10 protein-coding genes are annotated in these 13,593 nt (G+C 63.9%); 4 read left to right on the forward strand and 6 right to left on the reverse strand.

From position 1 onward, the window contains the following. Window positions 1-98: 98 nt before the first annotated feature. Together PG887_RS15440 and gap are read right to left on the reverse strand one after the other, a co-directional pair. Complete coding sequence (locus PG887_RS15440) at window positions 99-959, reverse strand: D-hexose-6-phosphate mutarotase (protein WP_041211019.1); 861 nt, start codon at window positions 957-959, stop codon at window positions 99-101. Between the two features lie 105 nt (window positions 960-1,064). Beyond that, window positions 1,065-2,060 (reverse strand): type I glyceraldehyde-3-phosphate dehydrogenase, encoded by a 996-nt coding sequence (gap, locus tag PG887_RS15445; RefSeq protein ID WP_010672882.1) that lies wholly within the window; start codon window positions 2,058-2,060, stop codon window positions 1,065-1,067. Between the two features lie 346 nt (window positions 2,061-2,406). Here gap and malQ point away from each other — a divergent pair, with 346 nt between their 5' ends. The 4 genes from malQ to msrB all read left to right on the forward strand — a co-directional run bounded on the left by malQ (window position 2,407) and on the right by msrB (window position 9,526). Further along, window positions 2,407-4,596 carry a 4-alpha-glucanotransferase gene (gene malQ, locus PG887_RS15450; RefSeq protein WP_270822168.1) on the forward strand — a complete coding sequence of 730 codons (2,190 nt, stop codon included), beginning with the start codon at window positions 2,407-2,409 and terminating at the stop codon, window positions 4,594-4,596. Window positions 4,597-4,678: 82 nt separating this feature from the next. Beyond that, the gene (gene glgB / locus PG887_RS15455) at window positions 4,679-6,856 is read left to right on the forward strand and encodes a 1,4-alpha-glucan branching protein GlgB (RefSeq protein ID WP_223916830.1); all 2,178 of its coding nucleotides are present in this window, start codon (window positions 4,679-4,681) and stop codon (window positions 6,854-6,856) included. Further along, window positions 6,856-8,994 carry a glycogen debranching protein GlgX gene (glgX, locus tag PG887_RS15460; RefSeq protein WP_103858247.1) on the forward strand — a complete coding sequence of 713 codons (2,139 nt, stop codon included), beginning with the start codon at window positions 6,856-6,858 and terminating at the stop codon, window positions 8,992-8,994. The genes glgB and glgX overlap by 1 nt, the downstream gene beginning before the upstream one ends. Before the next feature lie 145 nt (window positions 8,995-9,139). After that, window positions 9,140-9,526, forward strand: a complete 387-nt coding sequence (gene msrB, locus PG887_RS15465) for a peptide-methionine (R)-S-oxide reductase MsrB (RefSeq protein ID WP_103858248.1) — start codon at window positions 9,140-9,142, stop codon at window positions 9,524-9,526. 70 nt (window positions 9,527-9,596) lie between these two features. Here the strand turns inward: msrB and PG887_RS15470 are convergent, their stop codons facing one another. The 4 genes from PG887_RS15470 to PG887_RS15485 form a co-directional block, all read right to left on the reverse strand. Next, on the reverse strand, window positions 9,597-10,466 hold the full coding sequence (locus PG887_RS15470; protein WP_010672887.1) for an AraC family transcriptional regulator: 870 nt from the start codon (window positions 10,464-10,466) through the stop codon (window positions 9,597-9,599). A 137-nt stretch (window positions 10,467-10,603) separates the two neighbouring features. Next, window positions 10,604-11,746, reverse strand: coding sequence for a chromate efflux transporter (chrA, locus tag PG887_RS15475; RefSeq protein WP_103858250.1), 1,143 nt, complete (start codon window positions 11,744-11,746; stop codon window positions 10,604-10,606). Window positions 11,747-11,919: 173 nt separating this feature from the next. Next, on the reverse strand, window positions 11,920-12,360 hold the full coding sequence (locus PG887_RS15480) for a nucleotide triphosphate diphosphatase NUDT15 (RefSeq protein ID WP_103858251.1): 441 nt from the start codon (window positions 12,358-12,360) through the stop codon (window positions 11,920-11,922). A gap of 178 nt (window positions 12,361-12,538) precedes the next feature. Beyond that, a complete protein-coding gene (locus PG887_RS15485) occupies window positions 12,539-13,543 on the reverse strand; it encodes an NADP-dependent oxidoreductase (RefSeq protein WP_223916832.1) in 1,005 nt (334 codons plus the stop codon). Between the last annotated feature and the right edge of the window lie 50 nt (window positions 13,544-13,593).

A 13,593-nucleotide genomic window follows, 5' to 3' on the forward strand; every position in this document is an offset into this window, starting at 1 on the left:
CATATGGATTTAGGGACTCAGAATACTTTTTTCTGAAAATCAAGGCGGCCTTCCCCGGAAAGCCGCGATGAACCTTTATTTATCCGTCATCTGTATCGTCAGATGATGACGGTGGAGAAGCTGTGCTCCTCGTCGGGCGGGACGGTGATCCCGTCCTCGGCGGTGATGGCCGCCTCGACACAGAGCATGGTGCGATAACCGTCGTCACTCATGTCGGCCATGGCGCTGGCCCCTTCCTGCCAGGGAGTCCAGACCACCACGCTGTCGTGGTTGCCGTTGACCACCCGGGTGGTGCGCTCACCATCCTGCACGCTGACCATGGCATCGGGCTGGCGGTAGATGCGATCCATGGCTGCGGTGACGGTCAGCGCGCCCTGTTGCAGTTCGTTTCGGCCGGTCAGCTTGTCCAGATAGGGTTCGCCGAGGCCGGTCACGGTCACCGCTTCCGGCGCACTGATCTGCAGGTAGGTGTGCAGGGCGGCATTGTAGGTGAGCGCTGACTTGCCGGTGTTGCGGGTGGTCAGCACCAGGGAAAGCTCCTTGCCGACCAGTACGTCCAGCTCCAGCTCGAAGGCATGGGGCCAGAGCGTCCTGCTGGCATCGTTGTCACGCAGGGAGAGGTGGACGAGTGTGCCATCCCCGTGATCGGAGACCCCATCCAGCGTCCACAGGCAGTTGCGTGCGAAGCCATGAGCCGGCTTGCCGCTGCCAACGCGAGCGGGGGAGGGGCCGAACCAGGGCCAGCAGAGGGGAATGCCGCCGCGAATGGGCTTGCTGCCATCCAGTATCGCCTTGTCGCTGAGCCAGAGAGAGGCCGGCTCACCATGGCGTTGGTAACGCAGCACGTGGGCGCCAAACAGGCTTATCTCGGCCCTGGCGTGCTCATTGTCTATGGTCAGCAGGGGCAGGCCATCCTGGCTCAGGGTGCAGTGGGCAGTCAGCGTACGTGTCGGTGTCATAAAGGCTCCAGTGCTCGGGGACATTCAGAAAGGGTCCGTGATTCAGAATACAAAAAGGCGGCCATTGGCCGCCTTTTTTCAAGCTACGCGATTGCGCATCCCAAATTACTTGGAGATGTGAGCGATCAGGTCCAGAACCTTGCTGGAGTAGCCCATTTCGTTGTCGTACCAGGAGACGACTTTTACGAAGGTCTTATTCAGCTGGATACCAGCCTTGGCATCGAACACGGAAGTCTGACGCTCACCCAGGAAGTCGGTGGAAACCACTTCGTCTTCGGTGTAGCCCAGCACGCCCTTCATGGCGCCTTCGGAGGCAGCCTTCATGGCCTGGCAGATTTCAGCGTAGGACGCTTCTTTCTTCAGGTTGACGGTCAGGTCAACAACGGACACGTCCGGAGTCGGAACGCGGAAGGCCATGCCGGTCAGCTTGCCGTTCAGTTCCGGGATGACCACGCCAACAGCCTTGGCAGCACCGGTAGAGGACGGGATGATGTTCTGAGCCGCACCGCGGCCACCGCGCCAGTCTTTGGCAGACGGACCATCAACGGTCTTCTGGGTAGCAGTGGTAGCGTGAACGGTGGTCATCAGGCCGGATTCGATACCGAAGGTATCGTTCAGAACCTTGGCGATGGGGGCCAGGCAGTTGGTGGTGCAGGAAGCGTTGGAAACGATGTCCTGGCCAGCGTAGGAATCCTGGTTGACGCCCATGACGAACATCGGGGTAGCGTCTTTGGACGGACCGGTCAGTACGACTTTCTTGGCACCGGCAGCGATGTGCTTGCGAGCGGTTTCGTCGGTCAGGAACAGACCGGTTGCTTCGGCAACAACGTCAACACCGATTTCGCCCCATTTCAGGTTGGCCGGGTCACGTTCAGCGGTAACACGTACGGTTTTGCCGTTGACGATCAGGTTGCCGTCTTTGACTTCAACAGTGCCCTTGAAGCGACCGTGAGTGGAGTCGTACTTCAGCATGTAAGCCATGTAGTCAACGTCGATCAGGTCGTTGATACCAACCACTTCGATGTCAGCACGCTCAGCGGCCAGACGGAAAACGAAACGACCGATACGGCCAAAACCGTTAATACCTACTTTGATAGTCATAATTGGTTACCTAACTGTTCAGTAGTCAAAGAAAATTCCGTTTGTAAATTTACTAGAACTCCCTCGCGAGTCAACCAACAATCTGCGCGAAATTGCGCTATATCATGAAAAACTGTGAAATTTATTTTCGGTTTATGTAACTGGCTACCAACTTTTGTTGAATGCATCATCAGCAAAGTCGGTGGCAGAGAACAACAATAGTGCCTGCCCGGTCACACATCCAGCCGGGGAGATATGTAAAAATGTGCGCGGTTTAGCATGGCCAAAGAGCCAATGTTCAAGTACCAACCATAAAAATTAATCACAAAATAGCGTAGACAGAATCCACAGCGGGAATTCTCAAACTATGACCACCCTGATTGAACAGCTGGCTGCCGCCAAAGGCATTGCCAGTGAGTATGTTGATGCCTGGGGCCAGCCGGCCCTGGTATCGGAAGAGAGCAAGGCCGCCATGCTGGGCGCCATGGGCTACCGCGTCGATGACGAGGCCGCCCTGTCCGAACAGCTTGAGCAGGAGCACCGCCAGCATTGGCTGCGCGCGCTGGATCCCGTGATGGTGGTACGCAGCGGCGACGCCGTTACTCTTGAGGTTCGCCTCCCCATCGAATTCGTCAACGATGCCCTCACCTGGCAGCTCCAGCAGGAGCAGGGTGCAGTGCTGTCCGGTCAACTCACCCCCATCGAGGGTGAGCTGGTCGGGGTGGCCGAGTTCGAGGAGATGGAGTGCCAGGCCTATCGCGTCACCCTGGATGTGCAGCCTGCGCTGGGTTATCACCAGCTCATCCTGCTCGAAGAGGGCAATGACGAGCCGCTGGCCACCATGCGTCTCATCGTCGCCCCCAAGTCCTGCTACAAGCAGGCGCCCATCGCCAATGGTCGCAAGGTGTGGGGCCCGAGCGTGCAGCTCTACTGCCTGCGCAGCCGCCACAACTGGGGCATCGGCGACTTCAGCGATCTCGGTCAGCTGGTGGAGAAAGCCGCCGCCTGGGGCGCCCACTTCGTCGGCCTCAACCCCATTCATGCTCTCTATCCGGCCAACCCGGAGAGCGCCAGCCCCTACAGCCCCTCTTCCCGTCGCTGGCTCAACGTCGCCTATATCGATGTGGAGGCGGTGCCCGAATTCCTGAGCAACGATCGCCTGAAGGCGGAGGTGGCGAGCCCGGCCTTCCAGCAGCACCTCACCTCCCTGCGGGTCAAGGACAACGTGGACTACACCGGCGTCATCCAGACCAAGATCGGCATGCTGCGCCAGGTGTTCGACCAGGCCAGCTTCAGCGCCGAGCGCCAGGCTGCGTTCGATGCCTTCGTGGCCGCCGGTGGCGACAGCCTGCAACAGCAGGCGGCGTTCGATGCCCTGCAGGCCCACTTCTATGCCAAGGGCGACAACGCCTGGGGCTGGCCGGTCTGGCCTGAGCAGTTCCGTGACTACCACAACCCGGCCGTTGCCGCCTGGATGGCCGAGCACAACCAGGACGTGGCCTTCTACCTCTACCTGCAGTTCCTGGCCGACGAGCAGCTGGCCCAGGCCGATGCCCGCGCCAAGGCCGCCGGCATGGTGATGGGGATCTACCGGGATCTGGCGGTGGGTGTCTCCGAAGGCTCCACCGAGATCTGGGCGAACCGGGATCTCTACTGCCCGAAAGCCTCGGTCGGTGCGCCGCCCGACATTCTCGGCCCCCTCGGCCAGAACTGGGGCCTGCCCCCCATGAACCCGAACCAGCTGTTCGAGGCGGCCTACCAGCCCATGGTGGATCTGTTCCGCGCCAACATGCGCTCCTGCGGTGCCCTGCGTATCGACCACGTGATGGCCTTGCTGCGCCTGTGGTGGGTGCCGCCCGGAGAGTCCGCCGCCAAGGGTGCCTACATCTATTACCCGGTCAACGACCTGCTGGGGATCCTGGCCCTCGAATCCCACCGCAACCAGTGCCTGCTGATCGGCGAGGATCTCGGCACAGTGCCGGAGGGGATCGACGTGACCCTGAAGGAGAACGGCGTCCACTCCTACAAGGTGTTCTTCTTCGAGCGCTCCAAGGACGATGGCGGCTTCATCTCCCCGGCCCACTACGCCGAGCAGGCGATGTCGGCCCTGACCACTCACGACATGCCGACCCTCAAGGGCTTCTGGCATTGCGACGATCTGGCGTTGGGACGCGAACTGGGCCTGTATCCGGATGAAGAGGTGCTCAAGACCCTGTATGCTGATCGCCACCAGGCCAAGCAGCGGATCCTTGACAGCCTGCATGCCCATGGGGTCATCTCTGGCAATATCAGCCACGACGTGAACTGGGTCGGCATGAACACCGAGCTCAACCACGGTCTGCAACTGCACATGTCCCGCGGCAGCTGTGCCCTGTTCAGCACCCAGCTGGAAGACTGGCTGGAGATGGACAAGCCGGTCAACGTGCCGGGCACCAGTTACGAATACCCCAACTGGCGTCGCAAGCTCTCCCGGGATCTGGAGGATATTTTCGCCGATGAGGCGCTCAAGAATCTGGCGGGCAAGATGAGCCGGGCCCGTGACGAGGCCAGCCGTTGAGCCTTAATCGCCAACATGTGACTCACTTTCATCCGCTTCGGCCCAGGCCGAAGCGGATGTTCAGCCATCAAAGGAAATGTCGATGCCCGTTGAACGTTTAGTTGCCGCCCGCTGTGCCGATCCCTTCTCCCATCTAGGCCTGCTGGCCAATCCGGATGGGCCAGGCCTGAAACTCACCGCCTGGTTGCCCGATGCGCTCGAGGTCCGGGTCAGAGACCTCAAGTCAGGCAAGATAGTTGCCACCCTGACCGCCGCTGACGAAGCGGGCCTCTTTGAAACTGTTTTCACCCGCCGCAAGAATCCCTTTCCCTACCAGCTCATCGCCAGCTACGCCGACGCCAGTGCCGACATCATAGACCCCTACCAGTTCCAGGCCGCCGCCTGGGAAGGGTTGGCGGAGCTGACCTGGCAACCGGAAAACCTCTACCACACCCTAGGTGCACAACTGCGCACAGTGGAGCACCTCGGCCAGCAGGTGGAGGGGGTGCGCTTCGCCGTCTATGCGCCGAGCGCCACCGCGGTGAGCCTCATAGGCGACTTCAACTTCTGGGATGGCCGTCGCCACCCCATGCAGCGCAGCCAGTGCGGTCACTGGGTGCTGTTCGTGCCGGGGCTCAAGGCCGGGGATCGCTACAAGTTCGAGCTCAAAGACCCCATGGGCAACCGGCTGCCCCACAAGAGCGACCCGGTGGGTTTCTACTGCGAGCAGTACCCCTCGTTCGCCTCCGTGGTCTATGACCACGATCAGTACCAGTGGCAGGATGCCGCCTGGCGCGAGAGCCAACGCAACGACAAGCGGGAGCAGCCGCTCTCCATCTACGAGCTGCACGTGGGCTCCTGGAAGCGCCACCCCAACGGCGACAGCCTGAACTGGCGCGAGCTGGCGGTGGAACTGGTGAACTACATCAAGGAGATGGAGTATACCCACATCGAGCTGCTGCCGGTCTCCGAGCACCCGTTCAGCGGCTCCTGGGGCTACCAGCCGGTGGGCATGTTCTCCCCCACCAGTCGCTACGGCAGCGCCGACGACTTCAAATACTTCGTGGACCAGTGCCACCAGGCCGGGATCGGCGTCATCCTCGACTGGGTGCCCGCCCACTTCCCGTCCGACGCCCACGGCCTGGCCCGCTTCGACGGCACCCCGCTCTACGAGTACGAGGATCCGCGCCGTGGCTGGCACCCGGACTGGAACTCCTACATTTATGACTTCGGTCGCGATACCGTGCGCCAGTTCCTGGTGGCGAGCGCTCTGTTCTGGCTCGACAAGTTCCACGTCGACGGCCTGCGGGTGGATGCGGTCGCCTCCATGCTCTATCTGGACTACTCCCGCAACGCCGGCGAGTGGGTGCCGAACGTCGATGGCGGCAACCACAACTACGAGGCGATCAGCCTCTTGAAGTGGACCAACGAGGAGGTGTACGGCAAGTACCCCCATGCCATGACCATCGCCGAGGAGTCCACCGCCTTCGCCGGGGTTTCCCGTCCCACCTTCCTCGGCGGCCTGGGTTTTGGCTTCAAGTGGAATATGGGCTGGATGCACGACACCCTCAGCTACATGCAGAAGGAGCCCATCCACCGCCGTTACCACCACAACGACATGACCTTCTCCATGGTGTACCACTATGACGAGAACTTCATCCTGTCCCTCTCCCACGACGAGGTGGTCCACGGCAAGCACTCCCTGCTCTACAAGATGCCCGGCGACGAGTGGCAGCAGGCCGCGAACCTGCGCGCCTACATGGGCTTCATGTATGCCCACCCCGGCAAGAAGCTGAACTTCATGGGTACCGAGATCGCCCAGAGCAATGAGTGGAACCACGACGCCCAGCTGCCCTGGCACCTGTTGCTGTATCCCAAGCACGGCGGCCAGCAGCGGCTGATCCGGGATCTCAACCACCTCTATCGTCACGAGGCTGCCTTGTATCAGGCCGATTATGAACAGGCCGGTTTCCGCTGGCTGGATCACAACGACGCCGACAACAGCATCTTCGCTTGGCTACGGGCGGACAAGCTGGGGGCGCATCCCCTGATGGTGGCCTGCAACTTCACCCCGGTGCCTCGGGTCGGCTATCGCCTCGGGGTGCCGGCGGCCGGCCACTATCGGGTGGTGCTCAACACCGACAGCGAGCATTACTGGGGCAGCAACTATGATGTGGGTCTGGTCTTCGTCGCCGAGCCGACGCCCTGGCAGGGCATGGCGCACAGCATAGTGCTGGATCTGCCGCCGCTCGCGACCTTGTTCATCAAACAGGAGTCTTGATGTTCGCAATGGAAAACGGGGTGGATCACCCGCTGGGCGCCCGGCTCGACGAGACGGGCTGCCACTTCTGCGTCTGGGCACCGCAATCGGACAAGGTGGAGCTCTGCCTGTTCGACGAAGAGGAGCAGGAGCAGGCCCGGCTGGCCCTGCCCGGCCGGCGAGGCCAGTACTGGTTCGGCCATGTGCGCGGCGTCAAGGCCGGTCAGCGCTACGGTTATCGGGTCCATGGCAGCCCCCAGGACGGCCTGTTGTTCGACCCGGACAAGCTGCTGATCGACCCCTATGCCAGGGCACTGAGCCGTCCTACCTACTGGGACGACGCCCTCTATCAGGGGGACAGCGCGGCCATGGTGGCCAAGTCCGTGGTGGTGGACGATGCCTTCGACTGGCAGGGGGTCGGCAAGCCCGGCATCCCGCCCGAGCGGGTCGTGCTCTACGAGACCCACGTCAAGGGCTTCACCCGCCAGCACCCCGGGATCCCCAAGGAGCTGCAGGGCACCTATCTGGGCATCAGCCACCCGCTGATGATCGAGCACCTGCAGTCGCTGGGGGTCACCTCGGTGCAGCTGATGCCGGTGGCGGCCTTCATGTCCGAGCCCAGGCTCGAGCAGCTCGGGCTCACCAATTACTGGGGCTACAACCCCATCGCCTTCTTCGCCCCCGAGCCGCGCTACGCGGCGAAGGAGGCGGTAACCGAGTTCAAGACCATGGTGCGGGAGCTGCACCGGGCCGGGATCGAGGTGATCCTGGACGTGGTCTACAACCACACCGCGGAATCCGGCTTCGACGGCCCCATGCTGTCGTTCAAGGGGTTCGACAACGCGGGCTACTACGCCTTCGAGTCGGGGGCCCACGGGCCGGACTACCACCGTCACGCCAACGTCACCGGCTGTGGCAACAGCGTCAATCTGGATCATCCCAACACCCTGCGGCTGGTGCTCGACGCCCTGCGCTACTGGGTCACCGAGATGCAGGTGGACGGTTTCCGCTTCGATCTGGCGGTGACTCTGGCGCGGGAGGCGGGGGAGTTCGATCCCATGAGCGCCTTCTTCAAGGCCATGATGGCGGATCCCGTGCTGGCGCGGGTCAGGCTCATCGCCGAGCCCTGGGACATCGGCCCCTTCGGCTATCGTCTCGGCCAGTTTCCGAGCCAGTGGCTGGAGATCAACGATCGTTACCGCGACACGGTGCGCGCCTTCTGGCGCGGGGATGCGGGCAAGATGGGGGATTTTGCCACCCGTCTGGTGGGCTCGCGGGATCTCTTCCCGAAGAACTGGCGCTCCCCCCACACCAGCGTCAACTACCTCTGCTATCACGACGGCTTCACCCTCGAGGATCTGGTCTCCTACAACCAGCGCCACAACCAGGCCAACGGCGAGGACAACCGGGACGGTCACGGCAACAACCTCTCCAGCAACCACGGGGTGGAGGGGCCGACCCTGGACCCGCGCATCAACAACCTGCGCCAGCAGCAGAAGCGCAACCTCATCGCCACCCTGCTGCTGTCACAGGGGACGCCGCACTTCCTGGCCGGGGACGAGATGGGCCGCAGCCAGCTCGGCAACAACAACGCCTACTGTCAGGACAACCAGATAAGCTGGGTGAACTGGCAACTGCGCCCGGAGGACGAGCGGCTGCTTGCCTTCACCCGCCAGATGATGGCGCTGCGGGCGGAGTCCGGGGTCTTCTCCAACCTGCAACTGAGCGACGACGGCTGGAACGGTAAGGCGACCAGCTGTCACCAGGTGAACTGGTATCACCCGGACGGCCATCAGCTCACCGATCAGGACTGGCACGCCCCCATGGGGCAGGCGTTTGCCATGGACATCGGCATGATCGGCTGCACCGGGGAGCGCTGGTACGTGCTGTTCAACGCCAGCGACTATGACATCCAGTTCCGCCTGCCGCCGCCGGGGGAGGGCATGGAGTGGATCCAGACCATCGACACCGCCACCAACGACGGTCTGCCCTTCCTGCCGGACGACATCAAGCGGCAGGTGGCGGTGGGGCGTGCCCACTCCCTCAAGCTGCTGGAGCGGGTCGCCCTGCCGGCGGCGGTGCTGGCGAGTGAAGGGGTGGTGGCAGCGGATGTTGTCGCCGTGTTGCCAACGGGATCACAGTTCCCGCTGGCGGGGTAGAGCCAGGCGCCCTGACTGGGTATGCTGGGCACCGCTACACATGGCAAGGAGTCCATATGAATGGCAATAATCCTGGACGGTTGCGTAGCAATCCCGAGAACCGCGCAGTTTCATATCTGCCCGGTCAGCATGACGAGGAGTCAGTATGAGCGGTAACAATCCCGAGCAGTGGCGCAGCAAGTTGAGCGCCGAGCAGTTTCACGTCTGCTGGGAGAAGGGGACCGAGCGGCCCTACAGCGGTACCCTGCTGCACAACCGCAAGAGCGGCGACTACCTGTGCGTCTGCTGCAAGAGCGTGCTGTTCCACTCGGATGCCAAGTTTGACTCGGGCTGCGGCTGGCCCTCGTTCGATCGGGCCATCGAGGGGACGGTGACCTACACCGAGGACAACAGCCACGGCATGAAGCGGGTGGAGATCACCTGCAGCCAGTGCGGCTCCCACCTCGGCCACGTCTTCCCCGACGGGCCGACCGAGACCGGCCAGCGCTACTGCGTCAACAGCCTGAGCCTGGATTTCGAGCCCGACGCCTGATCCCCGACACGACCAGCGGCGCCTCCCTTCGGAGGCGCCGCTTTTTTATCTCCCCCTGTCAGGTACCGGGCTATGCCAGCGGCAGGTAGATGTCGGTGACCAGCTCATGGGTGGGCACCTCGTGTACAAAGTTGTGGTAGTGGAAGAAGAGCGGAAAATCCCGCAGCTCTTCGCCGCTGGCGGGCAGCCAGTCGCGGTAGAGCGCCCGGGCACAGTCGGCCAGGAGGTCGTGGGAGCCGTGGTGGCGTACCACGGCGCAGCGCCCGGCCGGGATGAGGGCATTCTTCACACCCCACTCATTGTCCTCGGCGACGGGGGCCTCGACGCTGCCACAGAGGGTAAAGCGAAACGCCGCACCCTCCGTCGTGGCGGGGTCGTCCGGCGCCAGGCCATAGGTCCGGCTGGTGGCGACCGGGGAGCCGCCCGTGGCCTTGCGCCACTGGATGAAGCGCGCCGCGGTGTCGTTGATGCGCTCGGGCAGGCCCTGATGGGTCAGGGCGGCGACGGCGGTCTGCGGGAACTGGATGATGTCGACTCGCATGGGGTCAATCCTCTTTGTGGGGGGCCGTGGCAGGCAGCGATGCCAGCTGGCCCAGTCCGGGTGCTGCCTGAACTGGCTGGGCGTCAGGCCGAACGTCTGCTTGAAGGCGCGACTGAAAGATTCGCCATGCTGGAAGCCGGCATCGAGGGCGATATCAGTCACCTTGTCCAGAGGTGCGAATGCCAACCGGTAAGAGGCCCGCTTCAGCCGCAGCAGCTGGATGTAACGCCCCAGCGGCACGCCGCAGTAAGCGGCAAATTGCCGATGAAAGTGAAAGGGCGAAAAGTGCGCCACGGCGCTGAGCCGCTCCAGCGACAGGTCGTCGTCGAGATGGCGCTCGATGTGCTCGGTCACCGTTTGAAAGCGTCGGCGGTAGGCCTCTGTCTGGTTGTGATCCATGGTCTCTCCTCTGTGCTGCTCACTATCGGCCAACGGGCCCGAGCTGTCCTGACGGATCTTGCTCTCTTTGGTTCCCCTCGGGGATAAGAGCCATGACCGCCAGCCCGGCGGGCGCTGCCTGACTTGTCGCGGGTTCGTCAGGCCAGCAGCAGGGCTGTCCCCGTCAGCAGGGCGGCGAGGGGCAGAACGGGGAGCCGTGGCACCCGCAGCAGGTAGAAGCCGACGGCGGCCAGCGCCAGATCGGTGGGGGAGATCACGGCGCTCTGCCACACCGGCTGATAGAGGGCCGCCAGCAGCAGCCCCACCACGGCGGCGTTGATGCCGGCCACGGCCCCCGCCAGACGGGGGCGGGCCAGCCAGTGCTGCCAGCAGGGGCCCAGCGCCCAGAGCAGCAAGAAACCCGGCAGGAAGAGCGCCAGGGTCGCCAGCAGCGCCCCGATGAGGGGAGTGGCGGGCAGCAGCACGGCGCCCAGGTAGGTGGCCAGGGTGAACATGGGGCCGGGTACCAGCTGGGCCAGGCCGTAGCCGGTCAGGAACTGCTGCTCGCTCAGGTGGTGACCCAGGCTCTCCTGCAACAGGGGCAGCACCACGTGACCACCGCCAAACACCAGGCTGCCTGCCCGGTAAAAGTCGGCCAGCAACTGGCTGACGGGGCCGCTCGCCACCAGGGGCAGGCCGACGAACAGCAGGGCGAACAGCAGCAGGGTCGGCCAGTGAGGCTGGCGATCCGGAGTGGACGCGAGGCCCTGACTCCCCGGGTGCGGCTCGCGCAAGGCACAGAGCAGGGCCGCGCCGAGCAGCATGGCGACCTGGGTCAGAAGACCGGGGGCGCACCAGAGGGCGGCGGCGGTGGCCACCATGACCCCCTGTTGCAGCGCCGTCTTGCAGAACTGGCGGCTCATGGTGAGCACGGCATCCGCCACCACGACGAGCGCCAGCAGCTTGAGGCCGTGCAGGGCGGCGTCCAGCCAGAGGCTGCCCGCAAGCTGACCCAGACCGACGGCGGCCGCCAGCAACAGCAGGAAGGAGGGGAGGGTAAAGCCGACGAAGGCGGCCAGGGCGCCGCCGATGCCGGCGCGGTGGCGGCCGATGGCAAAGCCGAGCTGGCTGGAGGCCGGACCCGGCAGCAGTTGGCACAGGGCCAGCAACTGGGCGAACTCCCCCTGGTTCAGCCAGCCCAGCCGCTGGACAAAGGTGCGCTGAAAATAGCCGATATGGGCGGCCGGCCCGCCAAAACTGATGCATCCCAGCCACAAGAACTGCATGAATACCTGTCCCATCTTCCCCTCCTCGTCATCATCCTGGCCCGGATAATATGACAAAAAAGTGACAGTTTGGTGACGGTACGCCCTCCCGCGCAGCCTGCCATCAACAGGGGCTGGCGGGGTGGCTGGTCGCCTCCGCCAGCTGACGAGAGGTGCCGGGGTGACGCGCGGCAGCCTGCCGGTGAGGGTCAGGGGGCAGGTTGTGCCTGGGGCAGGTAGCATTGTCCCGCCAGCCAGCAGGCGATGGACTGGCGACTGGCATCGAAGTGAGGCTCGGGCAGAGTGTGCGGGTCGCACCAGATCCAGCCCTCGCATTTTTCCGGCTCCAGCAGTTGCGGCTCCCCGTCCACATCTGCCAGCAGGGTGACCGAGATGTAGTGCAGGCCGCTCTCGCGCCAGGTCTCCAGGTTGTTGGTGACGGCGATGACGCGAGGCTGGCGGATGACGAAGCCGGTCTCCTCCGCCACCTCCCGGATGGCCGCCGACTCGAAGGTCTCCCCCAGCTCCAGATGGCCGCCGGCGATGGACCAGTAGGGGGCATGGCTGCCCTTGCGCTTGCCGAGCAGTACCTGGCCCTGGCCATTGGTGAGAATGACGCCGACACCGACGCGGGGATAGGGGGTAGACATAGGGGAGGCTCCTTGCTGAAACGGCGGGGTGCGCCAGGGAAAACGGGCCCACCTTAGGGGGGATGGGCCCGTTGTGCAAGCCGCCTGTTCAAGGGCGATCGGATGCCGATTTTCCATCGCTTAAACGGATGGGTCTGGCGACATTCTATCTGTTAAATAGATGGGAAATGCCCCCGGATCAGGGCAGTTTGACCAGCATCTTGCCGGTATTGCGGCCCTGGAACAGTCCGATAAAGGCTTGCGGCATGCTGGCCAGCCCCTCGCTGACGGTCTCCTCGGCCTGGAGGGTGCCCGCTTCGAAGGCCGGCATGGCCTCGGCCAGGAACTCCCCGTAGTGTTGCCAGTGATCGGAGACCAGCAGCCCCTGCATCAGGATGCGCTTGCGGATCACCTGGGAGAGGTTGCGCGGGCCGCTGGCCTGGCCGTTGCTGTTGTACTGCTCGATGAGGCCGCACAGCACGATGCGCCCGTGCACCACCAGGTGGTTGAGGGCGGCATCCAGCATGGCGCCCCCCACGTTCTCGAAGTAGACGTGGATGCCTTCGGGGGCGAGGCGGGCCAGCTCGGCGTCGAGATCCGGGGTCTCCCGGTAGTTGATCACCGCATCGGCACCCAGGGTCTTGAGGTAGGCGACCTTGTCGGTCGAGCCGGTGGAGCCGATGACCCTGGCCCCCGCCTGCTTGGCGAGCTGGACCGCCATGGTGCCGACCGCTCCGGAGGCCGCCGAGACCAGCAGGGTTTCACCGGCCTTCAGGTGTGCCACCTTGTGCAGGCCCGCCCAGGCGGTCATGCCCGGCATGCCGAGGGCGCCGAGGAAGCGCTGGGGCGGCAGGGTGGTGTCGGGCAGGCGGGTGAGCTGGGCGGCGTTTGCCACGAAGGCATCCCGCCAGCCCAGCATGCTGCTCACCTTGTCCCCCACCTTGAAATCTGGATGGCGCGATGCCTGTACCGTGCCGATGGCGCCGCCGTCTAGGGGACCGTTGAGGGGGAAGGGAGGAACGTAGCTCTTGGCCTCGCTCATGCGGCCGCGCATGTAGGGGTCCACCGACAGCCACTGGTTGGCGACCTGTACCTCTCCCTCCTGCAGGGCGGGCAGGGGCACGTCCCGGAGGGCGAAGTCCTCCAGGGTGGGGAGACCGGTGGGGCGATGCAGCAGTTGGATTTGATGGCTGATGGCATTCATGGGCATTCTCCGGCAGTGGGGCCGCGCGTCGGGCGGCGGCTTGGCATTTT

This window comes from Aeromonas sp. QDB14, from assembly GCF_027707845.1.
GTDB classification, from domain to species: Bacteria; Pseudomonadota; Gammaproteobacteria; order Enterobacterales; family Aeromonadaceae; genus Aeromonas; species Aeromonas caviae.

Bases quoted from the DNA above. Each gene is read 5' to 3' on its own strand.
- PG887_RS15485 (WP_223916832.1), bottom strand. From the start codon at position 13,543: ATGAATGCCATCAGCCATCAAATCCAACTGCTGCATCGCCCCACCGGT.
- msrB (WP_103858248.1), top strand. From the start codon at position 9,140: ATGAGCGGTAACAATCCCGAGCAGTGGCGCAGCAAGTTGAGCGCCGAG.
- glgX (WP_103858247.1), top strand. From the start codon at position 6,856: ATGTTCGCAATGGAAAACGGGGTGGATCACCCGCTGGGCGCCCGGCTC.
- PG887_RS15480 (WP_103858251.1), bottom strand. From the start codon at position 12,360: ATGTCTACCCCCTATCCCCGCGTCGGTGTCGGCGTCATTCTCACCAAT.
- glgB (WP_223916830.1), top strand. From the start codon at position 4,679: ATGCCCGTTGAACGTTTAGTTGCCGCCCGCTGTGCCGATCCCTTCTCC.
- gap (WP_010672882.1), bottom strand. From the start codon at position 2,060: ATGACTATCAAAGTAGGTATTAACGGTTTTGGCCGTATCGGTCGTTTC.
- PG887_RS15440 (WP_041211019.1), bottom strand. From the start codon at position 959: ATGACACCGACACGTACGCTGACTGCCCACTGCACCCTGAGCCAGGAT.
- chrA (WP_103858250.1), bottom strand. From the start codon at position 11,746: ATGGGACAGGTATTCATGCAGTTCTTGTGGCTGGGATGCATCAGTTTT.
- PG887_RS15470 (WP_010672887.1), bottom strand. From the start codon at position 10,466: ATGGATCACAACCAGACAGAGGCCTACCGCCGACGCTTTCAAACGGTG.
- malQ (WP_270822168.1), top strand. From the start codon at position 2,407: ATGACCACCCTGATTGAACAGCTGGCTGCCGCCAAAGGCATTGCCAGT.